This window comes from Methylobacterium sp. Ger2507 (assembly GCF_055231875.1).
Window position 1 is genome coordinate 22,658 of the sequence record NZ_JBUYVC010000001.1, and the last position, 23,984, is coordinate 46,641.

Genomic DNA, 23,984 nt, shown 5'->3' on the forward strand with positions numbered 1-23,984 from the left:
GCGGCGGTCTCCCCATCCTTGAGCCTGCCGGCTTCGCCGAAGGGACCGCCCCTTACTCATGATCCGCCCCTCCCTCTCCCCGCAGGCCCGCGCACGCGGCGTCACGGCGGTGCTCGGGCCGACCAATACCGGCAAGACCCATCTCGCCATCGAGCGCATGCTGGCCCATCCGACCGGCATGATCGGCCTGCCCCTGCGCCTGCTGGCGCGAGAGGTCTACCTGCGGGTGGTCGCCAAGGTCGGCGCCGACAAGGTCGCCCTCGTCACCGGCGAGGAGAAGATCAAGCCGGACCGGCCGCGCTACTGGATCTCCACCATCGAGGCGATGCCGCGCGACCTCGACGTCGCCTACGTGGCCATCGACGAGATCCAGCTCGCCGCCGACATGGACCGGGGCCACGTCTTCACCGACCGCCTGCTGCACCAGCGCGGCCGCGAGGAGACGCTGCTGATCGGCTCCTCGACCATGCTGCCGCTGGTGCAGTCGCTGATTCCCGGCGTCCACACGACGACCCGGCCGCGCCTGTCGCAGCTCACCTTCGCGGGCGAGAAGAAGCTCGGGCGCCTGCCCCGCCGCTCCGCCATCGTGGCGTTCTCGGCCGAGGAGGTCTACGCTATCGCCGAGCTGATCCGGCGCCAGCGCGGCGGCGCGGCGGTGGTGCTCGGCGCCCTGTCGCCGCGGACCCGCAACGCCCAGGTCGAGCTCTACCAGTCGGGCGACGTCGATTACCTCATCGCCACCGACGCGGTCGGCATGGGCCTCAACCTCGACGTCGACCACGTCGCCTTCGCGGCGAACTGGAAGTACGACGGCACCCGCTTCCGCAAGCTGACGCCCCCCGAGATGGGGCAGATCGCCGGCCGCGCCGGGCGCCACCTCTCGGACGGCACCTTCGGCTCGACCGGGCGCTGCGCCCCGTTCGAGCCCGAGATGATCGAGGCCCTGGAGAATCACGATTTCGAGCCCCTGCGGGTCCTGCAATGGCGCAACCCGGACCTCGACTTCGGGTCCCTGAAGCGCCTTCAGGAGAGCCTGGACGAGCATCCCCGCGAAAAGGGGCTCACCCGCGCGCCGATGGGCGAGGACCAGTCGGCCCTCGAGATCCTGGCCCGCGAGGACGACATCCGCGACCTCGCTAACAGTCCCGCCAACGTACGCCGCCTGTGGGACGTCTGCGGCGTTCCCGATTACCGCAAGGTCCATCCCCAGACCCATGCGGACCTCGTCGCCCAGCTCTACCGCTTCCTGATGCGCGGCATGGCAGGGCGCATTCCCAACGACTGGTTCGCCAAGCACGTCGCCATGATCGACCGCACCGACGGCGACATCGACGCCCTGTCCCAGCGCATCGCGCAGGGGCGAACCTGGACCTTCGTGGCGAACCGTCCGGATTGGCTCATTGATCCGGTGCATTGGCAGGGCGAGACGCGTCGGGTAGAGGACAGGCTGTCTGACGCCCTGCACGAGCGCCTTGCGAGCCGTTTCGTCGATCGGCGCACCAGCGTCCTGATGCGGCGCCTGAGAGAGAATACGATGTTGGAAGCTGAGATCACCGCCGGCGGGGACGTTACCGTCGAGGGCCAGCATGTCGGCCATCTGCATGGCTTCCAGTTCGTTCCGGATCCCGGTGCGGAAGGACATGAGGCCAAGACCCTGCGCAGCGCGGCCGAGAAGGCGCTCGGCGGCGAGATCGAGGCCCGCGCCGAGCGGTTCTCGTCGGCTGCCGATGCCTCCCTCGTGCTGAGCCACGACGGCGTCATCCGCTGGACCGGCGACCCGGTCGCCAAGCTGACGCCCGGCGACAAGCTGTTCGAGCCGCATGTGCGCCTGCTCGCCGACGAGCAGTTGACCGGCCCCGCCCGCGACAAGGTTGAGGCCCGGCTGGTCGCCTGGCTCAGGGCCACCGTGGTCCGGCTCCTCGGCCCCCTGATGGAGATCGAGACGGCGGCCGATCTCACGGGCCTCGCCAAGGGCATCGGCTTCCAGGTGGTGGAATCCCTCGGCGTGCTCGAGCGCGCCAAGGTGATGCACGAGATGCGCACCCTGGATCAGGACGGCCGCGGCGCTCTGCGCCGCCACGGCGTCCGCTTCGGCGCCTATCACATCTTCCTGCCGGCCCTGCTGAAGCCGGCGCCCCGCACCCTCGCGGCCCAGCTCTGGGCGCTGAAGAATGGCGGCCTCGATCAGCGCGGCCTCGACGAGATCGCCCACCTCGCCAGCTCCGGCCGCACCTCGATCAAGGTCGACCCCGAGATCGCCAAGGGCCTCTACCGCGCCGCCGGCTTCCGCGTCTGCGGCGAGCGCGCCGTGCGCGTCGACATCCTTGAGCGCCTCGCCGATCTCATCCGCCCGGCCATCGCCTACCGGCCCGGCACCACGCCGGGCGACGCCCCGGTGGGGACGGCCGACGGCGACGCCTTCGTGGCGACCGTGGGCATGACCTCCCTGGTCGGCTGCTCGGGCGAGGACTTCGCCTCGATCCTGAAATCCCTCGGCTACGCCCCCGAGACCCGTCCGGGCCCGGCCATCACCGTGCCGCTGCTTCCGGCGGCCTCGACCCAGCCGGTGAAGCCGACGGTCGCGGAGGCCGGCGACACGGCGAAAGACGAGACGGCCACGGACGAGACGGTGACGGACGAGAACACCCCGGCCCAGGCCGCGGGCGAAGCGGCGCCCGAGGGCGAGGCCAGCGCCGAGGCCTCACCGGATGCCGAGGCGTCTGCCGGCACCGAAGCATCTTCCATCACAGACGCGTCTCCGAACGAAGACCACGACGCGCCGTCCGAAATGCTGCCCGGCTCGACCGAGGATTCCGGCGCCGCCACCGCGCCGGACGCCACCGAGGCACCGCATGAGGCAGCCTCGTCCGACGACACGGCGCAGGACGCGGCTTCGGTCGAGGACACCCGCGCCGCAGACGACGCGACGCAGGATCAGCCCGATCCGGCCCCGCAGCCGGTCGCCGATGCGGCCAGCGTGGCGGAGAGCGCCGAGCATCCGGCGGAGGACGCAACCTCCGAGACCGAGACCGAAGTCGCCCCGGCCGAGCCGGCAGCGGCCCTGACCGAGACCGAGACCTCGCCCGACGCGGACGCCACGGCGGCGGATGCGGCCGGAGAGGTGGCGACCGTCGAGGTCTGGCGCCTCCAGCGCCACCAGCGCAACGCCAATCCGCGCCAGAACCGCCCGCGCGGCCCGGGCCGCGACGGCGGCGCTCCGAACCGCGCCGCCGGCGACGCCCGCCCGGACAACCGTCGCCCCGGTGGCGGCGGCGAGGGACGCGACCGTCCGCGCGCCGGCGCCCCCGGCGAGCGTCCGGAAGGCAATCGCCGTGGTCCCGGCGGCGAGGGTCGCCCGGACGGACGGCCGCAGCGGCGCGAACGCTTCGAGCCCGGCCGGGTCCGGCCCGAGCGCCGCGACGAGCCGCGGGCCGCTCCCCGCGACGAGCCGCGTCCGCAGCGGCGCGAGCGCGCCCCGGACCCGGATTCGCCCTTCGCCAAGCTCGCGGCCCTCAAAGCCCAGCTCGAGGCCGGGCCGGATCGCAAGCGCTGAGTGAAACACGCTCGGCAGGCTCGGGTCGGCGCGCCGGCGCGACCCTGCCGAGATCCCTCGTAACGCCACGGGTTTTGGAACGCAGGTTTTTGACAAGCAGGCCTTTGGAACGCCCGCCCTCGCCGCAAAACCGCAGCCTCCTGTCGCGAACCCTGCCCGGACTCGGATGAAGCCGGGACGTCAGCGGCTCGACAAATGGCTGTGGTTCGCGCGGTTCGCCCGGACCCGAACCCTGGCCGCGCGCCTCGTGACCGATGGCTACGTCCGGGTGAACGGGCAGCGGGCCGCCTCCGCGGCCACGGCGGTGGGCCTCGGCGACGTCGTCACGGTCGCGGCCGCCCACGCCACGGTGATCGCCCGCATCCGTGACCTCGGTGAGCGTCGCGGACCGGCACCCGAGGCGCAGCAGCTGTACGAAGTGGTCGGCGACATTGTGGTCGGCGACATGCCGGATTGAGGAGCGGACCGACGGCGATCGGTCGAAAGGTTCCAGGGAGCGTGGCGGCGGAGCGACACCGCAGCGCGGTTGCGGCACCGAGGCGCCACTGCGCTTGTCAGCCCTCCGGACAGGGTCTAGAGCCAGCGCGACTCCTCGTGCCCGCGCGATCCGGCATCTCCGTCACCCTGCAGCCCCATCTCGCCCTGCAGCAAGACATCCGTGCATCGATCTGCGCGAGCGACCATGCGCCGGCATCGGGACATGCCCGCCGGATCAAGGACTGAAGGCCCCATGACCTACGTCGTCACCGACAACTGCATCAAGTGCAAGTACATGGACTGCGTCGAGGTGTGTCCGGTGGACTGCTTCTACGAGGGCGAGAACATGCTCGTCATCCACCCCGACGAGTGCATCGATTGCGGCGTGTGCGAGCCGGAATGCCCCGCCGAGGCGATCAAGCCGGACACCGAGCCGAGCCTGGAGACCTGGCTGAAGGTCAACGCCGACTACGCGCGCAGCTGGCCGAACATCACCCAGAAGAAGGACGCTCCGGCCGACGCCAAGACCTGGGACGGCGTCGCCGGAAAGTTCGAGGCGCATTTCTCGGCCAAGCCCGGCACCGGCGACTGATCGCCGCGATCGTCTCGCCAAGGCCCGCGTGACAGCGGGCCGGGCCGGCGCAACGGGCCGATCGATGAGGCGGCGCACGGACGCCGCCGGGAGGCTGTGGAGCGTGTGCGTCCCGCCTCCAACGACGCTGCGTCTCGCCGGCAATCCTTTGATTCGGCGGTCGGTTTGTGTTATTGACAAGGCCTGCCGTCGTTCGTGCTCGACGTGCTGCCTCCGGCCATCACCTGATGGGTCTCACATTCCAATGTGGATTGGGGTCGCATGCGATCGGTCTCCGAAAGCCCTCCCGCTTTCGGTGGACGATTTCTCGTTGCGCGCGCATCGGCTTGCCCGGGAACCGGCTGGTTGTGCATCGTCGATGCCCATCCACCGGACAAGGGGCTTAAGCCGGGTGACCCACCCCGGATTACAGGGTTCGGCGCGGCGTTCAAGGCCGCGCAATGTTCTGGAGGCGCTTCTCGCATGACCACAGCCAAGAAGACGACGGCAGGCCGCCAAGGCTTCAAGACCGGCGAAGCGGTCGTGTACCCAGCCCACGGTGTCGGTCGCATCACCGCCATCGAGGAGCAGGAGATCGCCGGCTACAAGCTCGAGCTGTTCGTCGTGTCGTTCGAGAAGGACAAGATGGTCCTGCGCGTTCCGACCGCCAAGGCCAACAGCGTCGGTATGCGCAAGCTCGCCGAACCGGAACTCGTCAAGAAGGCCCTCGACCTCCTCACCGGCCGCGCCCGGGTCAAGCGGACGATGTGGTCGCGGCGTGCGCAGGAATACGAGGCCAAGATCAACTCGGGCGACCTCCTGTCGGTCACCGAAGTGGTCCGCGACCTCTATCGCTCCGAGGCCCAGCCCGAGCAGTCCTACAGCGAGCGCCAGCTCTACGAGTCGGCCCTCGACCGGGTCGTGCGTGAGATCTCGTCGGTGAACCGCATCACCGAGACCGAGGCGCTGAAGCTCATCGAGCAGAGCCTCGCCAAGTCCCCGCGCCGCGCCAAGGGCGAAGCCGAGGCGGAAGGGGAAGCCGAGAGCGACGACCTTCAGGAAGAGGCGGCCTGATCGTCCAAGTTTTTGCCTGCCGATGGCCTCGCGCCATCGGGGGTTCCTCAATGACGACTTCGAGCCCGGCGCACCAGTGCCGGGCTTTTTTCATGGTTGCTTCCGTTACTCCCAGCCTCTGATCGTCGCTCGCGGCCCCGAAGCTCCCGCCGGGTCGCTCACGACCGCGTGTTCGAGGGGGACCGGCCGGGAACCAACCCACCCACCTCTTGTTGTCGCGTTACCACGCGAAGGCTCAGGTTCCGATTGGGATCGGTTCCGGTGCCTTGTGGTCAGAAACACACGTTTCATCGAGGCGGAGGCGGGGATGGCGGATATCGCAGGGATCCGGCGGCAGTTCATACGCACGGCGATGGAGGCGCCCTTCCTTGCACGCGATGAGGAACGTGGGCTTGCCGTTCGCTGGAAGGATGAACGCGACGAGCGCGCGCTGCATGGGCTCATCGCCGCGCATATGCGTCTGGTGATCGCGATCGCCGGCCGTTTCCGCCATTACGGTCTGCCGATGGCCGATCTGGTTCAGGAAGGCCATGTCGGCCTGATGGAAGCAGCGGCCCGGTTCGAGCCCGAGCGCGAGGTGCGGTTCTCCACCTATGCGACCTGGTGGATCCGCGCCTCGATCCAGGACTATATCCTGCGCAACTGGTCGATCGTCCGGGGCGGCACCAGCTCCGCTCAGAAGGCCCTGTTCTTCAATCTGCGCCGCCTCCGGGCGCGCCTGATGCAATCGACCGAGGAGCATGTCGGCGACGAGATCCACCGCCGCATCGCCACCGCCATCGGCGTCTCGCGCGAGGACGTCGCCCTCATGGACGCCCGCCTCTCCGGTCCGGACATGTCGCTCAACGCCCCCGTGGGCGAAGAGAGCGAGGCTTCCTCGGAGCGCATGGACTTCCTGGTCGATGGAGCTGCTCTGCCCGACGAGACGGTGTCGGCGACCGTCGACGGAGAGCGCCGCCTGATCTGGCTCAACGAAGCGCTGACCGTCCTGTCGGAGCGTGAGCTGCGCATCCTCAAGGAGCGCCGCCTCGCCGAGGACCAGGCCACGCTCGAAGCCCTCGGGCATCGCCTCGGCATCTCGAAGGAGCGCGTGCGACAAATCGAGAACCGTGCCCTGGAGAAGCTGCGCCGTGCGCTGGCCGAGCGCTTCCCGCAATCGGGCGGCAACGTCTACGCGTAGCGATCGCGGCGCCTGAAGCTTCTGTCCCGGCGCCTGGGCCTGTCGACTGAACCCATCGCAAAAACGATATCCCGCGTCCCGGCCCCTCTCAGGGGCGGGGCCACGCGGCGTGGGCGCTCGTCAGAAGCGGCTGGGCAGCGGGCGTCGCTTGGTTCACGATGGGGACATGCCCCGAGGCCCCCAGCATCGACCTTCCCCCGCCGCGATCGGTGTGCCCCCTGCCCCGGCATCCGATTGGGTCGAGGCGATGCCCGGCCCCTGTTCCGGCCCCACGGTGTGGCGGGTGGATCTCTACCTCGACCCGGACGATGCCGAACCGGGCACCGGCCTGCTGTCCCCTGAGGAGCAGGCGCGGGCCGATCGCTTTCGCCGCGCCGAGGACCGCCAGCGCTACCGCCAGAGCCACGCGGCCCTGCGCCTGGTCCTGGCCCACACCCTCGATGCGCCGCCCCTGGACCTTCGCTTCGCCACCAGCGCCACCGGCAAGCCTCACCTGATCCGGACCGGACGGCCCGCGCTGCATTTCAACCTGTCGCATTCGGGTCGGCATGTCCTCATCGGAATCGCATCCGAGTCGGAGATCGGCGTCGATGTCGAGGCGATCCGACCCATCGGCGATCCCCTGGCCATCGCCCGCCCCCACTTTCACCCCGACGAAATCACCGACCTGACCCGCCTGCCCGCGCCGGACCGGGACGCCGCCTTCTTCGGCTGCTGGACCCGCAAGGAGGCTGTGGTGAAGGCCCTCGGCACGGGTCTCTCGCTGCCCCTCGACCACTTCAGCGTCAGCGTTCCCCCGGCCGCCGGCGCGGTCCGGTGGATGCGATCCGGCCCTGCCGGCTGGTCGCTGTGCGACCTTCCCTTGGGACCGGACGCCGTTGGGACGGTCGCGATCCCCCTGCCGAATCAAGCCGTCCGCCGGCTCCGCCTGCCGACCGACTGGGCCGCGCGAACCGGACTCGCCACCATCGGATGATTTCCCGCAAGGAAGCGCTTGCGGGTCTGCAAGGGGCTCGCTATACGTCCGCTCGTCGCCGGCCCAAGCCGTCGGCACTGTCGGAGTGTAGCGCAGTCTGGTAGCGCACCACGTTCGGGACGTGGGGGTCGCAGGTTCAAATCCTGCCACTCCGACCAGTTTTCCCCTCTGCAACGAGCCTTCCCGAGGCGCAGAGGTAAATCCCGACCAAACATCCGACCAAGGATTGGTCGCGCAATCCTTCGCGTCCCCGCAGGTCAGGCCGCCTTCCGTTTCCCGCCCCGCCGGCCGAGCGCCTCGCGCGCGCCCTCCATGTGCTTGGCGCTGTGGTGCCCGTAGCGGCGCTCGATCATCTCGACCGTCAGTCCCACGTACCCGGCCAACTGCCAGATATCGACGCCGGCCTGCATGCCCCACGTGACGGCGGTGTGCCTGAGGCTATGCCTGACAACCTCGTCGCCGAGGCCCTCCTCGTAGACGAGGTTCGCGTACGCCTTCTTGTTGGAGGCGACCGGCTTGCCTTCCCACTCGACGACGTAGGTCTGGCCGAGGACGTGATGCCACCGCCAGAGATGGGCGACGAGGCTGTCCGGCATCCGCACCGTCGGGGCCTTCTTGTTGTCGGCCTCCTTCTTGCCCAGCGCCTTCCGGTGGAAGATCGCGACGCGCTTGATGACCGGGACCGTGACCTTCCGCTCGTAGACCTGCCCGTCGACGGTGACGGATTCGGTCCGCTCCTCCATCGTCGTCTCGGTCGTCAGTTCCATCCACGGCTTCCCGACCGTCTTGATGAACGATGCGCCGCAGATCGGACCGGACCGGCTTCCGGTCCGGAGGCCCACCAGGATGAAGCGCGCCGTGTGCCGGGATGGCCGCCGGGGCATCGTGTAGGTCTCCCCGGCGCGGGGACCGCTCCTGATCGTCTGGACCTCGCGCTTGCGCCACGCCCGGAGCAGGAGCCTAGCGGCTTCCGCGCGGGTCAGCCACCGGTTGCGCTCCTCGCCCTTCGCCGGCAGCGTCACATGGACGGTGTCTCTCGTCAGGTTGTCGCGAATCGCGGTGTTGACCGCCGCGCGCAGGTCCTCCAGTTCCCGGCGCACCCCGCCCTCGGTGACGAACCTCGCCTTCGCGGGCTTCGAGTAGCCCGTGCGCACCGGCTTGGCATCGTCGGGGCGCTTTTCCCCGTCCCGCGTCAGACCCTTCCGGGCATGCGCCTTCCAGGGCGTCCCGACGCGGGAGGCGCAGTATTGCTTGCACGTCACGCTGTCGACGTCGGTGAGGGTGCGCTCGCCCCACCAGAGGAGCAGCGTCTCGACCCGCTGGGCGAGTTCGTGGTGACGGCTGATGCCGTCCTTCATCAGGCCCGTGACCGGATCGAGAGTGCCGCGCTTGGCCTCCAGGTATCGGCTCAGGACCTCGGCGAGAGACACCTCGTGCGCCGGCCGGCCCTTCGTCATCGGGACGGCGTCGACCGCCTGGATGGCGAGGCTGGTCTTGTAGTCCTCTAGCTGCCGGAGCGCTTCGCGTTCCGGGCCTTCGCCAAGGCTGCAATCAGTGCTGCGGACTTGGGCGCCGCGGTGCATGATGATCCAGACGCCGCCGCGCTCGATGCCGTCGGTGCCGATGCGGCCGGGGCGGTACCACAGGTACGGCTCGCCGCGGCGTCCGACGCCGAGCTTCCTGGGCTTCTTTCTCTTGCGCTCTGCGGCCTTTGCTCGCCCTGCCATCCGTCCCCACCTCTCCATGCGCGCAAGCCCGCGCGAGTCACCATGATCAGCCGACCCCGCCGCTCCGACTGGAGCTCGCTCCGGGCTATCGCCCCGCGCAGCATCGGCACCGTGAACGCCGGCGCGCCGTACAGGCCGCGGCACTCGGGCGCCCACTGCGCATCTTCCAGCCCCATCGGCATGCCGTCGGGCGCGCCCTCCAGGGCCAGGCTGAGGCCACCGGAGGCGTCCCGCCACACGTCGTCGGACACGATGAGTTCGTAAGTCGATGCCATGGCAGGGAGACTCGACGTTCCTTTGGTCGCCCGCAAGCGACGCGTTGTAAGTGGTGCCCCTGCTGGTCCCGGGATCCCCAGGTACCTCGCCGGGGGCCAGGGATTTCGTAACCGGCCTCGTCTACATCTGATGATTCACCCGGCACCTCCGGAGAGACCCGTGAAACCGATACGCGCGCCCATCGAGAGACCCATTCCCCCGGGGGCGTGACACCGTGCGCAGCCCCCTCGCCAGAGGATGCTGCCCCATGACCTTCCAGACCTTTGTCACCGCTGACAGCCACTTCGGCCACGGCTCATGTATCCGGACAATGGCCCGTCCCTTCTCCTCCATCGAGGAGCACGACGAGGGCCTCATCGACGCCTGGAACGCCACCATCGGCGTCAGAGACGAGGTCTGGCACCTCGGCGACTTCGCCCTCGGGGCGAGCCCGGAGCGGTGCGCCCAGATTTTTCGGAGGCTCCGAGGCCGCAAGGTGCTCGTCAGGGGCAACCACGACCGTAAGCGGGTGCTGGACCTGCCGTGGCACTCCCAGCACCTGTTCGCTACACCGAAGTTGCAGGGCAAGCGCTGGGTGTTCAGCCACTATCCGATGCGCGCCTGGCCGGGCGCTTTCAGGGGCGTCCGCCACTGCTACGGGCACACACATGGTTTGCTGCCGGACACGAACCGCTCGTGCGACGTCGGCGTGGATCGCTGGTCCTACCGGCCCGCATCCCTCGACGAGATCCGCGAGCGGCAGGATGCGACGCCGGCGGTCCCCGAGGAGCTCGCCCTCGGGACGGAGATGGACGCCGAGGCCGAGGACTAGGCGCCATCACGCTGCAGTCAGGCGACGTCGGCCTTGCTGTAGCATCCGGCCTTGATGCGGGCGGCGCGGCGTTCTGCGCGCGTCGTCGGGGAATCGCCGTCGTCGGCCTCGTAGGCCCAGTAAAGCTCTTCGACGTGGGGTAAGGCCTGGGGACCGCAGATGTGCAGCAGCATCGAAGCCCCCTCGTAGATCTCATTCCGCACCTCGTCGTTGAGCCTGGCCGAGAACACGCGGTGGATCACCCACTCCGGACGCGCGAGGTAATCCTCGTCGATGCCGTAGATCTCGGCGTATCGCGCCTCCTCGGGGTTCCCGGCTGCGACCTCCGCGATCCAGGCCGTCACCGACAGGATCGCGACCTCGGGGATCTCGTCGGAATCGTAGCCGTCAGCCTCGGCCATCATCGGCTCCTGCTTTTCCACTAAAGCCGCTCCCACTCGTGCGTGGCTGAACAGTAGTCGAAGTCCCGCCCGCGGTACCGCATCCAAGGCGCCGCGCCGCGGGCGTCCGCGTTCTCGTCCTCGAAGACGATCAGCGCGCGACCGCCATCGAACACCCGGACGAGAGCCCAGACGAGACGCCCCCGCCGGCCAGTGCAGATGTACGACACGATGGGCGAAGGGCGCCCATCGTGGAGCCACGCGGCCATCAGCCTCTCGATGACCGGACGCTCCTTGTTCCTCCACCGAGGCGGCGCGACGGGAGGCGGGGCGACCTGGGGGAAGCCGAAGTTGAATTGACGGCTCGGGTCTGCGGCGAGCACTGCCGGTCGCCGGGCATTCCGGCGCGCCTGGGCCTCGCGGACGCGCTCCGCTTCGTCCTCTCGCCGGATGCGCATCGCCTCCAGGTAGTCCCGCCGCTCCTGCTGATGCTCCTCGACCAGGCGCGCCTGCTCCCGAGCTAGCCGCTCGGCGACTTCCCACCCTTCGGGCTCGTCCGGGTCGAGGTGGGCCGGGAACGCCTGGTCGTCCGTGACCCCGGTCTCGCGCTCGTAGAGAGCGAGCAGCTTCTTGGCGTCCTCGTCCGGGGCGATGAGCTCCAAGAGCATGCGCCAGTCGAGGCGGCTGTTGTGCCCGGCCCGTACGTCGACGAGCGACGCAAGGAAGCTCACGCAGTGATCGAGCGTGACCGGCTCCTCAGAGCACTGCGGGACCCAGCCGCCCGCCGTGTGAAGGGTAAGGTGCTCGTGCGTGTCGTCGTCGTCGGCGCGAGCCAGAAACGCGCGCAGGCTATCCCGCTCGGGTTCGGTCAGCTCGTTGTCGAAGATCTTCTTCCAGTCCGTCACGGTCGTCTCCCAGCAGAGGCATGCGGCCTCGATGCGTGGAGGAATCCCGAAACCTCGCCCGAAGGCGAGTCATTCCAGTGTTAATGATTAAGACTGACCCGAGTTGACATCATCGCAGGTCACGCGAATGCTTGCAACCAAAAATGTATGCTGATGCTTGCTGATGCTTGAATGTGGTTAACAAGCATAGAGTTGCGATCTCAGTCCGGCCCGTGCGCTGCGTGCCAGGACACCAGCAGCACGGCGCGCGCCCAGATCCGCCGGTGGGCGACGTCGTCGTCCGGAATGGCGTCCACGGCCGCGGCCTGAGCCCGCCCGTCGCGGGCGAGGAGCCCGTCCACGAGGGCATCGACGATGGCGGTCTCGGCCCGCCACGCCCCCAGGTCACGCGCCGCCATGGCCATGGTCCTTGCCGGCGCAGGCGGTGCACAGCGTCTCCGACGCCCAGCCGCATCCTTCGTCGCAGGCGTCCTCTTGGCTGCAACCGCAGGCATGGCAGACTTGTCCGATCACCTCGGGCAGCCGGTAGACCTCGGTGAAGGATGAACCGTGTGGCGCCGCCTCGACCCAGTGGTGGTCCGCTAGGATTCCACCATCGAGGACGGCCTCCAGCAGGGCCGCTAGGGCGAGCCGCTCTACCTCGTAGCCGGCGCGCGACGCCGGGTCCGGCGCGTGCTCGGCGATGCCCCGGGCGACGACAAGATCGAGGGCGGCCAGCCCCACGATCTCCTTCTGCTCCCGCGTGAGGTAGCGCCAGGCCGCCATGGAATCGAAGCGGTCGGTGAGGATGTTGCTATCGGCCATGATCGGCCTCCTTAGATGACGGCTTGGCGACCGCGCCCTCGACGTCGAGCCCCATGGCCGCCGCCAGGAAGCACAGCGACAGGCCGATCAGCAGGCTCGCGGTCGCGAACACCGTCGTCACGAACAGGCCCCGCAGCAGCGCGTCGGCGTGCCCGGAGGCGAGGAAGCCGGTCACTGCGATTCCCACCGTGGTGATGGCGACCCGCTCGGGGCCGCCGGCGATCAGGGTGAGGACGGTGCGCATCAGGCGGCCGCCTTTAGGCTGGGGACGAAGGTGTGGTTGAGGACCCAGCATTCCGTGCCGTCCTCGCTCCACCCGAACGTGATTACGTTGGTGCCGTCCGGCGTGGTGTCGGTCGCGACAGTGACCCGGGCGACGGACCGGGGAAGGTCGATGGGGCCGGAGTTCAACAGGACGGACGTTTCCCTCTCCCGAGCGAGCTTCTTCCGCTCGCGCTCCAGCTTCAATCCGAGTTCCACCGTCCGGAGGGTGGTGTGAAGGTTCTCGATTGAGCCGGTACTCACAACCTCAAAGCCGGCCTGTGCAAGCTGCTCGATGACGACGCGAGCTTGCTCGTCCGGGGTGTCGTCGAACCCGCGGTTGTGGGACTCGAAGACCACGGCCTTGGCCATGGCGCCGACAACGTCGGTCTCGTTCTGCATGGGACGCTCCTCGTGGGCGTGGGTTGCTCGGGGGTCTCGGTGGCCACTGTCGCCTGGCGCGTCGGCGGGGGGGGGGGCTCAGCCGGCGATGCTGAGCCCGAGGGCCGGCACCGACTTGGCGTGCCACCCGGTGTCATCGGAGTAGACCTCGACCGCCCGCCACCGCGGTGGTGAGGTCCTGAGGATGAGCAAGTCGCCCTCGGCTGGGACGGTGCCCTTGGCGAACACCATGATGCGGGCGCCGGGCACGACCTCCACGAGCGCGTCGACGGTGAAGGTCGCCCCTTCGCGGTGGATGGCCATGGTCAGCGCCTCGGGTTGGCGGAGGGGAGCGTCGGCTTCCGCGTCGGCGGCTCGCCGTGGCTGACCGCGAGGCCCTCGGCGAGGTGCTCGACGGCGAGACGGCTCGTCTTGGACAGCATCCGGTCGACGCCGTCGGCGGTAAGCTGCAGGGGGTGTCGAAGGTCGGGATCGCGGAGCTCGTCGAGCCGGGCGTAGACCGCCTTCCGGACCGCAATCAGACGGGCCTTGGATGCGGCGCCGTCGAGCCGGGCGAGGCCGGTGACGAATTCACTACGGACCGTCATGCCGCGAGCCTCCTCTGGCGCTTCGTCTCGGCGGCCTTGCGGGCGGTCGCGTATCGGTCGACCGGCGGCACGGTGATCCCTGCCTCGCGGAGGATTCGGAGCACGACCCAGTACGTCTGCCCCGTCTGGGCGCCGGCGGCGGCCACGGTCCCGGTCCGGCGGAAAGCATCGACCACCGCAGCGTCCTCGCCGTGGTCGTCGAGCGGGCCTGGGAGTGACGGGCAGGCTCGCCGGCGGCGACGCAACGGAGACGTCGGCCCTCGGAGGCGAGCCGGACGAGTTGGTGGTGCTTGAGCCAGAACCAGCGCTCGTGGGCGGCCTCGGGCGAGCAATAGTCCCAGACGTCGGCAACGGTGATCGGGCGGGGGCGGATGTAGACGTCGACGCTCACGACAGCACCGACCGCTGGACGAACGTTGGCTCGCCACGCTGCAGGCCGAGGCCGCGCAGGACGCGATCGCTGAGTGTGCGGCGGCCCCTCAGAACCTCGCAGACGTAGCCCCCCGAGATCCCGACCTGGGCCGCCCATGCCGCCTGCCCGCCGGCCTCGACGCACGCCTGCCGCAGCAGCAGCAGGACTGCATCCTGCGTGAGGGGCTCCGAAGTGTGCTGAATATCGCCATCCGCCATCGCGGCCTCCCGGTGATGGATGACTATAGATAGCACTAATTAGCTAATTCGCCTGCGACATAATTGCTTCGAAAGTCGAAGCACCTCGATCAATGCTGGTCATGTCGACATGGCAAGTTGACATGTCAACTTAACATCTTGAGAAAATCTCGAAGACCACTTGTATTGCCGCTGAGGCGTGGCACAATTCACGAATTAGCGAATTCGTGGAGGCGCCCATGCTGACCTTGATCCTTCTCATCCTCGCGGCCGGGGGCATCGTCCTCACCGCCTACGCCGCAGCCCAGCAGCCGCAACACGTCGAGGCGGCCCTGCCTGGCGCCGCCCTCGGCCTGACGTGGCGCCGGGCCCGCGAGGTCTCGACGCGGAACGGCCCGCGGGTGTTCTGGCTGGGCGACGGCGATCCCACCGTGTTCTCCCGCGCGTACCGCGTCGCCCGCGAGGAGCTACGGATCGCCGGCTTCTCCTGGGGCACGGCCCAGCCGAACAATGGCATGCTCCAGCCCGTATGCTGGGAGGACCCGACGCTGCCGGGCATCACCCTGACGACCGCGTTGGCAGACGCGGAGGAGGCGCTGGCGGCCGAGGATGCCCGGCTCGCCGACGAGGCGGCGGCGGCGAAGCGCGATGCCGACCGGCTCGCCGGCTTCTACGCCACGGACAGCCGTGCGCACATCGAGGCCCTGCGGACGCACCTGACCAAGCTCGACTGGGCCTGGTCGAAGGGGAAGGCAGAGCTTGCCGCCGCCGTGCTCGCCGAGCCCCCGCAGTACGACGACGTGCCCACGATCAAGGCCGGCGAGACCGCCCGCCGCCTCGTTCGCGAGGTCGACGCCGCCATCGCCCGCGTCCGGGAAAGGATCGCAAAGGACCCGTCACGGGACTGGCTGACGTTGGCTCAGGACCCGGATGTGCGGGAGGCCGTCCACGAGGCGACCCAGATCCTGTCCGGGCGCGATTCCGACCTGGCGACGGTGAGGAACGACAGCGGCTGGGGCAAGAGCCACTCGCACGCCGGCCACGTCCTCGCGGCCGAGAAGTGCCTGAGCGTCATCATGGCCTCGCAGGCATTGGCCGCCGTGCACCGGCACCGGCGGCAGCTACCCGACGCCCTGAGGATGCGGATCTTCGGAGCCGCGCACTTCTAGTCCTTCTGGTTTTCGTCGCCACCGGCACAATCCAACCACCACCCCCACGCACAGGAGCACACCATGGCCGTTCGTTACGTCACCCGAATCGTCGCCCTCGTCGCCTCGGCCGCGAAGCTTGGCCTCATCGCCTTGCTGTCCGCGCCGAAGCTCGTATGGGACGGCACGAAGTTCGTGCTGCAGGCGCTCTCGCCGCCGCAGCAGGCCGCCCAGGCCCAGGGCGAGCTCGTCCAGCAGGTCGAGGAGCTCGTCGCCGAGACCGAGACGAAAGCCGCGATGACCGCCGCCGGTGTCCACAAGGCCGACATCCGCCCGACGCACCACACCGACCTCGGGCGCGCCGCACTCCAGTATCTGATGCCGATGGAGGGCGACGACGAGACCATCGCCGTCATGTTGGACGATCAGGCCAAGGACTACCTCGACAGCCTGCCGCGCGACCGCCTGGCCCTGTTCGTCAATTTCCGCCCCGAGCAGATCGGGCGGCACCTCACCCGAGAGGTCCCCATTGCGACGATGCCCAGGGTCCCGAACTACCGCGAGTACACGCAGTCCCTCTACGACCGCCTCGCCGCCGAGGGGCACAACCCGGACCCCCGCATCGTCCAGTCGATCCGCTGGGCCGACGTCGACGAGGAGCCCCAGGACACCGTCCGCTTCGGGGGCCGCTGACCCGGACACCGTCCGCTCACCCGGACGGCGTCCACCCCACGAGACGAGAAAGGCCCGCCCGGGACACCCCTTGGCGGGCCTTTTTTTACCTGCGCACCCCATGCGGCACGCCGCCGCACCATGTCGATTATGGGTAGATACTTTCCCTGTGCAGCCGTGTGCGCACTTCGTCAGCACGCCACGTGCGCACACATGCTGACGTCAGCATTCAGGCGGCGAAACGGGCGAGCAGGGCTGCCCGGCGGACGAGATCCCGACGCTGGGCGGCCCGCTCCCGGAGGGCGGCCTCGCGACGGACGGCATCGGCGGCGGCTTCGGCCCGGGCGAGCTTTAGGCGGGCGGCGGCGAGACGGGCGGAGGCGGCCTGGTAAACGGCAGCCTCTTGGGCGTCGGCCTGGAGGCGCGCGTTCGTGTCGGCCCAGGCCCGGGCTGCGACGAATGCGAGGCCCAGGGCCGCGCTCTCGAAGGTGTGGGCGACGCGGGAGGCGTCCGGGTAGCTGTTGTAGGACTTGCTCATCTTGGCCTCCCTCGGTCGCCTGCTGCCCATTGAAGATCGCAGCTCTGGGGCGGCTCCGAAAGAGTCGTGCGCACTCCACCTCGCATCGCGGTTAACCAGTCCCTGGTCGGACGCCAAAGCAGACGGGGCACCCCCAGCTAAGGAAGCGCCCCGTTACACCCTGGCCGTGAATCGGATTGTTGAAGGTACGCCGGGCGCGCCTCAGCGTGCCTGGGGGAACAGCCGATCTCGGATGATCTTGCTGCGGATGTCCTTCGAGAGCTCACGGCCGGCGAGCCCTTTGAGGGCAGTCCGGGCGATTGCCTCGGCATCGAGCATCAGGCCACCGAGCTTTCCATTGCGCTGGATGTGCTGCTGCGCCCCGGCCGCCTTGAACGCCTCGACGAGGGCTTGAACGATGAGGCCGTCGACGACGCGGGGATCGGGCAGGCCCTTCGCGCGGCGGGCTGCGCGCTCGTTCCGCTTGCGCTCGGCCTCGTCGCGGCGGGCTTTGGCTGCGGCGGCCGACGCGGATTCCGGCGTGGGCGGGGGGGCGAAATCGTCGTCCTGTTCCAGGTCGACAGCGAGCTCGTCGACGATGCTCTGGACGGCGGAGTTGTCGAAGAATGTCATGACCGGTCTCCCTGCTACAGGGAGTGTCCAGGGCCGTCACGCCTACAACAAGGACGGTGTCCGGCCGGACGGCGTCCTAGGCGGCGGGCTCGACGGGTACGAGGCGGATCTCGGCCCGGAGCCCGAGGGACGCGGCGACGGCGAGGAGGCGGTCGAGCCCCCAGCCCTCGATGTCGCCGGCCCTGAGTTGCGTCCGTATTATTTGGGAATTCATCCCCGGCATCCGGCACGGCTTGGCCGACGAGACGCGGGCCTTGGCCACCCGGCAGAGGTCCTCGGCGGTCCCCTCGCGTCGGCAATCCGCTCGGCGGTGGCCCGTTCCAGGGCCTCGGCCCCGCGGCGGCCGGCCTCGGCGTCATGCCGGGCGACGAGCTCGTCCCTTCAGACGAAGGGGGGTGATCGTCCTCGTCGGCGTGATCGACGCCCCCCTGCCCGGCATGCCGGACTGGAAGGTGGCGATCATCTCTCTGACACCGAAACTGTCGGACCCTGGAGCGCCGAGGAGGCGCACCATCCTCGTGGACAGGCGGTCGGTCCAGCTGGGACCAGGATACCTACCGCATTTGGCGTGAGCTTCTTTCAACGCCGAGGCGATCCAGCGACGACGCTCCGGGATGGCCGGGCGCTCCGCGGTGGAGGACCGGCCTGCCCTTTGTCCCCGGGCAAGCCGACCACTGCTCGCCTGCCAAGCGTCAAGCCTTCCCTCGGACTGACGAATGACGAGGGACCGAGGGTGGTGCATCACCGGAAAGCCTACCTTGCGGAAGCGTGTCGGTTCGGCTGGTCCTCCGAGTGAAAGGGCATCATAGCGGCACCGGACGCGACGATGCCGGCGACCATACGGATGTCGGGCAATTGCCCGGGATTATTGGCGAGGGCTTCCGCCTCGTCCTGCAGCCGTCGATTGCATGCCTTGGACGGCAAGCCCTCGTCGGGGGTGCAGGCATCGTGACGGGCACAGGCGGCGTCCAGGGCGTCGATGGGCGCCAGGGGGGCGTTGTTGCCCGGGCCGCAGTAGTTGCCGTGGATCAGCATGACCGGGCGCCGGGTCGCCGACTGCGCCCACGCCGACGTCGGACCCGCGAGGGTGGTTGCGATCAGGGTGGTGGCGATCAGGATCGGGGCTGCGAGCTTTTTGGACATGGCTTGAGTGCCTCGTGCGGTCTCACCCCCTCAGGTGGGACACGGACGGCCCGAGACCGGGCCGTCGTCGACGACGATGTGCGCGGCAGGGCTGGCAGGTCCCCTCGGACGTCCTGCCGCGTCCTGCCGACGTTCGCTCAGGTCTCTGGGTAGTCGGTGTAGCCCTTCGCCGTGGGCGGCGCGTACCAGGTCTTTATGTCGTCCTTGGCAGGCTCCCGACCTTCCCGCAGGACCGTCGGCAGATTCGGGTTTGCGATGAAGGCGCGGCCGAACGAGATCGCATCCGCCTCGCCCGCGGCCAGGGTCGCGTTGCCCCGGGCGAGGTCGAAGTTGCTGTTCATGACGAAGGTCCGGCCGAACGCCTTGCGCATGTCGGCGTGCACCTGCTCGGAGGCGGCGACCAGCATGTCCCCGCCAGGCGGCGGCTCGCGCACCTCGATGTAGGCGACCCCGACCTCGTCGAGGCGCCTGGCCGCCGCGGTGAACAGCGGGACCGGATCGAAGTCATTGACCCCCTGCGAGTCCCCGTTGGGCGACAGCCTGACGCCGACCTTATCCCCGCCGACCGCATCCACGACGCATTCCGCCACCTCGGAGAGCAGGCGGATGCGGTTCTCGACGCTGCCGCCGTAGGCATCCCGGCGGAAGTTCGAGGTCTCCCGCAGAAACTGGTCGATGAGGTAGCCGTTGGCCGCGTGGATCTGGACGCCGTCGAAACCGGCCTCCATCGCGTTGCGGGCCGCCGCGCCGTACTGGTGGGCGAGGGCCGGGATCTCCTCCGCCGTCAGGGGGCGAGCCATGACGTGCTCCTCCTTGCCCTGATAGGTGTGGGCATGCCCCGGGGCCGTCGTCTCCGAAGCTGAGACGGGCCGGCCTCCCCCGAGGAACGAGGAATGGACCACCCGGCCCATGTGCCAGAGCTGCAGGACGATCCTGCCCCCCGCCTCGTGCACCGCCTGGGTCACCTTGCGCCACCCGGCCATCTGCTCCTCGTTCCAGATCCCCGGGGCGTAGGCCCAACCGAGCCCCTCCTGGCAGATCCCGGTCCCCTCCGAGAAGATGACGCCGGCACCCGCGCGCTGGCGGTAGTATTCGACCATCAGGTCGGTCGGGACGTGGGCATGGGTGGCGCGGCCGCGCGTCAGCGGCGCCATGAAGATGCGGTTCCGGCAATCGATGCTGCCGAGGCGGATGGGATCGAAGAGGGTGGGCATGGTTAATCCTGCGAGGGCGGGTTTGGTTTCGGTGGCGGAGGGGAAAAGGGATCAGCCGGCGTCGGCGAATGCCGCGTAGAGGCTCATCCCGCCGTCGACGAGGATGGTCTCGCCGACGATGTAATCGGACAGGTCGCTGGCCAGGAACACGGCCGCCGAGGCGATGTCCTCGACGCGCCCGATGCGGCCGTAAGGGATCTGCGACACCGTTTTCCGCAGGTTCTCGCCCTGCATCTCGTCGGCGTTGATGCCGGTCCTCACGGCGCCCGGGGCGATGGCGTTCACGCGCACCCCGCGCGGGGCGAATTCCTGGGCGAGGCTGCGCATCAGCATCGCCGTGCCGCCCTTGGAGGCCGCATAGTTCACGTGCCCGCCCCACGGGATGCGGTCATGGACCGATCCCATCAGGATTAGCTTTCCCGACGCCACCGAAACGTCGCGGGGGCCTTGGGCCACGAACCGGCGCAGCGCGGCCCGGGAGACGAGGAACTGGCCCGTCAGGTTGGTCGCGATGACGGCATTCCAGGCGTCGAGCGTCATGTCGAGGGTCGGGCTGTCCCGCTGGACGCCGGCGTTCGCCACGACGATGTCGATGGCCCCGAACCGCGTCACCGCGGCCTCGAACATCCCGGCGACGGCGTCCTCGTCCCCGGTGTCGGCCTTCGCAGCGGACCACGACGTCCCGATTGCATCGAGTTCGCGGCCCATCTCGGCGATGGCGTCGTCGTTGCTCCGGTAGTTCAGCACGACCGAGGCGCCGGCCTTGGCGTACGCCATGGCGATGGCGCGGCCTATTCCCGACGAGGCCCCGGTCACCAGGGCCACCTGTCCATCCAATCGCATTGCGGATCGCTCATCCTAATAGGTTGCCCGGGGCGGGCGGGAGCGCGTCGCACGTCCCGACCCGATGTCCCGGAATTAATGGTACGATGTCGTCCTATTAATGTACAAGCCTCTCGGGCCCGCCTGGTTCCACGTGGAATGGCGATCTCGGAGACCTGGACGATGCGCGCCCAGGTTCGGTTCAGGCCGTCCATCCCGGCGGTGGCCTCCGACGCGAACGTCCGAAGCCCCGGTGCACGAGCGTCCCGCCACATCCGCAGGCCCTTCAGAACCGTCGCGGACGGAGGTGGCGGACCATGCGAAATCCTCACCGATTTTAACGGCTTAGCTTTACAAATGGACGATCAAGTACGATTATACCGGACACAGGAAGAGCTTCCCGCATCGGGCCTCAGGGCCATCAGAAACCGTTTCGACGGCGCGTCGCAGGGCGTCGACGCGTGCGGTTCCGGGAAGCCCCTCGCCGCCGGAACAGACAGGGTACGAAATGGCTCAGCTCGATACGCGCGAGAAGCTTGAGATCCTCGCGGACGCCGCCAAGTACGACGCCTCGTGCTCATCCTCGGGGACGACGAAGCGCAACTCGAAGGACGGCAAGGGCATCGGCTCGACGCTGGGCGGGGGCGGCATCTGCCACGCCTACACGCCCGACGGGCGCTGCATCTCGCTCCTGAAGATCCTGCTGACCAACAGCTGCATCTTCGACTGCCACTACTGCATCAACCGGAAGAGCTCCAACGTGCGCCGGGCTCGGTTCACCGCGCAGGAGGTCGTGCAGCTGACCCTGGACTTCTACCGCCGGAACTACATCGAAGGGCTGTTCCTCTCGTCGGGCATCATGTCGACCTCGAACTACACCATGGAGCAGATCGCGGAGGTCGCCCGATCCCTGCGGGAGGACCACGACTTCCGGGGCTACATCCACCTCAAGACCATCCCCGACGCCGACCCCGAGCTCATCGAGCGGGCCGGCCGCTACGCCGACCGCATCTCGATCAACGTCGAGCTCCCCACGACGAGCGGCCTGAGGCGACTTGCGCCGGAGAAGTCCGAGGCCCGGATCGAGGGCGCCATGGGCGGCATGCGCACGGCCATCGAGGACGGCCAGGACGCGGTCAAAAAGTACAGGTCCGCCCCGAAGTTCGCGCCGGCGGGGCAGTCGACGCAGATGATCGTGGGCGCCGACGCCGCCACGGACCGGGACATCGTCCATCGGGCCTCGACCCTCTACGACCGCTTCCACCTGCGCCGTGTGTACTACTCGGCCTTCAGCCCGATCCCGGACGCCTCGGCCGTCCTCCCGCTTCAGCGCCCGCCGCTGATGCGCGAGCACCGGCTCTACCAGTCGGACTTCCTGATGCGGCAGTACGGTTTCGAGCCGCAGGAGGTGGCCGAGGCCGCCGACCCGGCCACGGGCATGCTGCCGCTCGACATGGATCCGAAGCTCGCCTGGGCCCTGAAGTACCGCGACCGTTTTCCCGTCGACGTGAACAGGGCGCCCCGGGAGATGCTGCTGCGCGTGCCCGGCCTCGGCCCCCGGGCGGTGGCGGGCCTGCTCAAGGCACGGCGCGGCCGGACGCTGCGCTTGGAGGATATCGGGCGCCTCACGGTCTCGGTCGCCAAGGTTCGGCCCTTCATCGTCGCCTCGGACTGGCGGCCCGTCATCCTCGCCGACCAGGCCGACCTGCGCGCGATGTTGGCCCCGAAGCCGAAGCAGCTCGAACTCTTCGCCGCCTGAGTCGGGGGACGGGACAACCATGCACGTCGCCATCCTGGAGGCCGAGGACGATTTCGACGGGTGGAGGACCGCCGCCCGCAACCTCGCGGCCGCACGCGTTCCGGCGAGCGAGATCGTCTGGCAGGTGGGCGACCGGCCGACCGACCTGTTCGGCGGCGCGCCGGCCCCGGCGGGCGAGGCCCCGGCCCTCCGGTTGCCCAGCGCGTTCGTGCACATGCTGGAGAGGGTCATCCTCCATCGCGATCCCGAACGATTCGGGCTGCTCTACGGCCTGATGGTCCGGGTCGCGGCCGACCCGCGCCTGCTGCACGACCAGGCCGACCCCGCCCTGTGCCGGGTGCAGGCGATGTTCCAGACCATCCGGCGCGACATGCACAAGATGCGGGCCTTCCTCCGCTTCCGCGAGGTCGAGGTCGACGGGGAGCCGCGCTTCATGGGCTGGTTCGAGCCCGAGCACCACATCGTCCGGGCGAACGCCGCCTTCTTCGTCGGGCGCTTCACGGCCATGCGCTGGTCGATCCTCACGCCGCAGTCCTCGATCCACTGGGACGGCGAGACCGTGACGGAGGGGCCGGGCGCGCAGCGTTCCGACGCGCCCGAGGGCGACCCGCTGGAGGACGTCTGGCGCACGTACTATCGGTCAACCTTCAACCCGGCCCGCCTGATGCCCGGGGCGATGCTGAAGGAGATGCCGAAGAAATACTGGAAGAACATGTTCGAGACCGCGCTGGTCCCCGAGCTCATCGCCGGCGCCCAGGCGCGCGAGGCCGGCATGATCGCGAAGGGCCGGACGGTCCCCGCCCGGAACGGGGCCAAGCCCTGGGACCTGCTGCGCGAGGAGGCGACGACGTGTCGTCGGTGTCCCCTCTGGAAGCCGGCGACGCAGACCGTGTTCGGCGAGGGACCGCTCGATGCCGAGATCATGGTCGTCGGCGAGCAGCCGGGCGACCAGGAGGACCTCTCGGGCCAGCCCTTCGTCGGCCCGGCCGGCGAGGTTTTCGACAAGGCGCTCGCGGCCGCCGGGATCGACCGCTCCCGGGTCTACGTCACGAATGCCGTCAAGCACTTCAAGTTCGAGCCCCGGGGGAAGCGCCGCATCCATGCCAAGCCCGGGGTCGGCGAGATCGATGCCTGCCGCTGGTGGGTCGAGCAGGAGCGCGCCATCCTGCGACCCCGCGTGACAATCGCGATGGGCGGCACGGCCGCTCGGTCGCTGCTAGGGCGGGCCGTGACGGTCACGCGGGAACGTGGGCGACCCGTCGCGATGCCGGATGGCGGAGAGGCGTGGGTCACCGTCCACCCAAGCTACCTGCTCCGGCTCACTGACGAGAATCGCGCCGATCATGAGTTCGCGAGTTTCGTCGCGGATCTGAAGATGGCGGCATTGCGCCTGTAGGCCAAGAGTTAGCGTGTGGCATCCTTACCCTCGAACCGTCTGGTTCCGACCCAACATGGCCCTAAACATAATATGATACACTGCCCG

General features: G+C 69.1%; 28 protein-coding genes and 1 tRNA gene. 12 read left to right on the plus strand and 17 right to left on the minus strand.

Annotated features, from left to right (window positions below):
* Positions 1 to 58 precede the first annotated feature (58 nt).
* The 7 genes from ACV7NL_RS00110 to ACV7NL_RS00140 all read left to right on the plus strand — a co-directional run bounded on the left by ACV7NL_RS00110 (position 59) and on the right by ACV7NL_RS00140 (position 7,989).
* Positions 59 to 3,553, plus strand: coding sequence for a helicase-related protein (locus ACV7NL_RS00110; RefSeq protein WP_463354540.1), 3,495 nt, complete (start codon positions 59 to 61; stop codon positions 3,551 to 3,553).
* A 166-nt stretch (positions 3,554 to 3,719) separates the two neighbouring features.
* Positions 3,720 to 4,010 carry an RNA-binding S4 domain-containing protein gene (locus tag ACV7NL_RS00115; protein ID WP_056185132.1) on the plus strand — a complete coding sequence of 97 codons (291 nt, stop codon included), beginning with the start codon at positions 3,720 to 3,722 and terminating at the stop codon, positions 4,008 to 4,010.
* 273 nt (positions 4,011 to 4,283) lie between these two features.
* Positions 4,284 to 4,622, plus strand: a complete 339-nt coding sequence (fdxA, locus tag ACV7NL_RS00120; protein WP_056185129.1) for a ferredoxin FdxA — start codon at positions 4,284 to 4,286, stop codon at positions 4,620 to 4,622.
* Between the two features lie 462 nt (positions 4,623 to 5,084).
* Positions 5,085 to 5,675, plus strand: coding sequence for a CarD family transcriptional regulator (locus ACV7NL_RS00125; protein ID WP_056185126.1), 591 nt, complete (start codon positions 5,085 to 5,087; stop codon positions 5,673 to 5,675).
* Between the two features lie 307 nt (positions 5,676 to 5,982).
* The gene (locus ACV7NL_RS00130; protein ID WP_056185192.1) at positions 5,983 to 6,855 is read left to right on the plus strand and encodes an RNA polymerase factor sigma-32; all 873 of its coding nucleotides are present in this window, start codon (positions 5,983 to 5,985) and stop codon (positions 6,853 to 6,855) included.
* A gap of 166 nt (positions 6,856 to 7,021) precedes the next feature.
* Positions 7,022 to 7,831, plus strand: a complete 810-nt coding sequence (locus ACV7NL_RS00135) for a 4'-phosphopantetheinyl transferase family protein (RefSeq protein ID WP_463354541.1) — start codon at positions 7,022 to 7,024, stop codon at positions 7,829 to 7,831.
* Positions 7,832 to 7,912: 81 nt separating this feature from the next.
* Positions 7,913 to 7,989 (plus strand) — tRNA-Pro (locus ACV7NL_RS00140).
* A 99-nt stretch (positions 7,990 to 8,088) separates the two neighbouring features.
* Here ACV7NL_RS00140 and ACV7NL_RS00145 read toward each other — a convergent pair.
* Complete coding sequence (locus ACV7NL_RS00145) at positions 8,089 to 9,558, minus strand: site-specific integrase (RefSeq protein WP_463354542.1); 1,470 nt, start codon at positions 9,556 to 9,558, stop codon at positions 8,089 to 8,091.
* 523 nt (positions 9,559 to 10,081) lie between these two features.
* On the opposite strand from ACV7NL_RS00145, the gene ACV7NL_RS00150 reads away from it, so the two are divergent.
* On the plus strand, positions 10,082 to 10,645 hold the full coding sequence (locus tag ACV7NL_RS00150; protein WP_463354543.1) for a metallophosphoesterase family protein: 564 nt from the start codon (positions 10,082 to 10,084) through the stop codon (positions 10,643 to 10,645).
* Positions 10,646 to 10,662: 17 nt separating this feature from the next.
* On the opposite strand, the gene ACV7NL_RS00155 is transcribed toward ACV7NL_RS00150, so the two are convergent.
* From ACV7NL_RS00155 to ACV7NL_RS00200, 10 genes are all read right to left on the minus strand, one after another.
* A complete protein-coding gene (locus ACV7NL_RS00155) occupies positions 10,663 to 11,049 on the minus strand; it encodes a hypothetical protein (RefSeq protein ID WP_463354544.1) in 387 nt (128 codons plus the stop codon).
* Positions 11,050 to 11,066: 17 nt separating this feature from the next.
* Entirely contained in the window at positions 11,067 to 11,930 is an 864-nt protein-coding gene (locus tag ACV7NL_RS00160; protein WP_463354545.1) for a hypothetical protein, read from the minus strand.
* A gap of 200 nt (positions 11,931 to 12,130) precedes the next feature.
* Positions 12,131 to 12,328 carry a hypothetical protein gene (locus tag ACV7NL_RS00165; RefSeq protein ID WP_463354546.1) on the minus strand — a complete coding sequence of 66 codons (198 nt, stop codon included), beginning with the start codon at positions 12,326 to 12,328 and terminating at the stop codon, positions 12,131 to 12,133.
* Positions 12,315 to 12,734: a hypothetical protein gene (locus tag ACV7NL_RS00170; RefSeq protein ID WP_463354547.1), complete on the minus strand. Its 420-nt coding sequence runs from the start codon at positions 12,732 to 12,734 to the stop codon at positions 12,315 to 12,317. The genes ACV7NL_RS00165 and ACV7NL_RS00170 overlap by 14 nt, the downstream gene beginning before the upstream one ends.
* Positions 12,724 to 12,978, minus strand: a complete 255-nt coding sequence (locus ACV7NL_RS00175) for a hypothetical protein (RefSeq protein ID WP_463354548.1) — start codon at positions 12,976 to 12,978, stop codon at positions 12,724 to 12,726. Before ACV7NL_RS00175 ends, ACV7NL_RS00170 begins: the two co-directional genes overlap by 11 nt.
* Positions 12,978 to 13,397, minus strand: a complete 420-nt coding sequence (locus tag ACV7NL_RS00180) for a hypothetical protein (RefSeq protein WP_463354549.1) — start codon at positions 13,395 to 13,397, stop codon at positions 12,978 to 12,980. Before ACV7NL_RS00180 ends, ACV7NL_RS00175 begins: the two co-directional genes overlap by 1 nt.
* Before the next feature lie 78 nt (positions 13,398 to 13,475).
* Positions 13,476 to 13,700: a hypothetical protein gene (locus ACV7NL_RS00185; RefSeq protein ID WP_463354550.1), complete on the minus strand. Its 225-nt coding sequence runs from the start codon at positions 13,698 to 13,700 to the stop codon at positions 13,476 to 13,478.
* A gap of 2 nt (positions 13,701 to 13,702) precedes the next feature.
* Positions 13,703 to 13,984, minus strand: a complete 282-nt coding sequence (locus tag ACV7NL_RS00190; RefSeq protein ID WP_463354551.1) for a hypothetical protein — start codon at positions 13,982 to 13,984, stop codon at positions 13,703 to 13,705.
* Positions 13,981 to 14,160, minus strand: a complete 180-nt coding sequence (locus tag ACV7NL_RS00195; protein ID WP_463354552.1) for a hypothetical protein — start codon at positions 14,158 to 14,160, stop codon at positions 13,981 to 13,983. Before ACV7NL_RS00195 ends, ACV7NL_RS00190 begins: the two co-directional genes overlap by 4 nt.
* Positions 14,161 to 14,371: 211 nt before the next feature.
* Positions 14,372 to 14,614 carry a hypothetical protein gene (locus tag ACV7NL_RS00200; RefSeq protein WP_463354553.1) on the minus strand — a complete coding sequence of 81 codons (243 nt, stop codon included), beginning with the start codon at positions 14,612 to 14,614 and terminating at the stop codon, positions 14,372 to 14,374.
* Positions 14,615 to 14,832: 218 nt separating this feature from the next.
* Between ACV7NL_RS00200 and ACV7NL_RS00205 the strand changes: the two genes are divergently transcribed.
* Positions 14,833 to 15,762, plus strand: a complete 930-nt coding sequence (locus ACV7NL_RS00205) for a hypothetical protein (protein WP_463354554.1) — start codon at positions 14,833 to 14,835, stop codon at positions 15,760 to 15,762.
* A gap of 63 nt (positions 15,763 to 15,825) precedes the next feature.
* Positions 15,826 to 16,434, plus strand: a complete 609-nt coding sequence (locus ACV7NL_RS00210; protein WP_463354555.1) for a hypothetical protein — start codon at positions 15,826 to 15,828, stop codon at positions 16,432 to 16,434.
* 208 nt (positions 16,435 to 16,642) lie between these two features.
* Here ACV7NL_RS00210 and ACV7NL_RS00215 read toward each other — a convergent pair whose 3' ends face one another.
* The 6 genes from ACV7NL_RS00215 to ACV7NL_RS00240 all read right to left on the minus strand — a co-directional run bounded on the left by ACV7NL_RS00215 (position 16,643) and on the right by ACV7NL_RS00240 (position 20,745).
* A complete protein-coding gene (locus tag ACV7NL_RS00215; RefSeq protein WP_463354556.1) occupies positions 16,643 to 16,951 on the minus strand; it encodes a hypothetical protein in 309 nt (102 codons plus the stop codon).
* A 201-nt stretch (positions 16,952 to 17,152) separates the two neighbouring features.
* Complete coding sequence (locus ACV7NL_RS00220) at positions 17,153 to 17,563, minus strand: hypothetical protein (protein WP_463354557.1); 411 nt, start codon at positions 17,561 to 17,563, stop codon at positions 17,153 to 17,155.
* A gap of 76 nt (positions 17,564 to 17,639) precedes the next feature.
* Positions 17,640 to 17,825: a hypothetical protein gene (locus tag ACV7NL_RS00225; RefSeq protein WP_463354558.1), complete on the minus strand. Its 186-nt coding sequence runs from the start codon at positions 17,823 to 17,825 to the stop codon at positions 17,640 to 17,642.
* Positions 17,826 to 18,316: 491 nt separating this feature from the next.
* Complete coding sequence (locus ACV7NL_RS00230; protein WP_463354559.1) at positions 18,317 to 18,706, minus strand: hypothetical protein; 390 nt, start codon at positions 18,704 to 18,706, stop codon at positions 18,317 to 18,319.
* 137 nt (positions 18,707 to 18,843) lie between these two features.
* Positions 18,844 to 19,920, minus strand: coding sequence for an alkene reductase (locus tag ACV7NL_RS00235; protein WP_463354560.1), 1,077 nt, complete (start codon positions 19,918 to 19,920; stop codon positions 18,844 to 18,846).
* A gap of 51 nt (positions 19,921 to 19,971) precedes the next feature.
* Positions 19,972 to 20,745: an SDR family oxidoreductase gene (locus ACV7NL_RS00240; protein ID WP_463354561.1), complete on the minus strand. Its 774-nt coding sequence runs from the start codon at positions 20,743 to 20,745 to the stop codon at positions 19,972 to 19,974.
* 505 nt (positions 20,746 to 21,250) lie between these two features.
* Between ACV7NL_RS00240 and ACV7NL_RS00245 the strand changes: the two genes are divergently transcribed.
* Positions 21,251 to 22,501 (plus strand): putative DNA modification/repair radical SAM protein, encoded by a 1,251-nt coding sequence (locus tag ACV7NL_RS00245; RefSeq protein ID WP_463354562.1) that lies wholly within the window; start codon positions 21,251 to 21,253, stop codon positions 22,499 to 22,501.
* Between the two features lie 19 nt (positions 22,502 to 22,520).
* Positions 22,521 to 23,897: a UdgX family uracil-DNA binding protein gene (locus ACV7NL_RS00250; protein WP_463354563.1), complete on the plus strand. Its 1,377-nt coding sequence runs from the start codon at positions 22,521 to 22,523 to the stop codon at positions 23,895 to 23,897.
* The last annotated feature ends 87 nt before the right edge of the window (positions 23,898 to 23,984 follow it).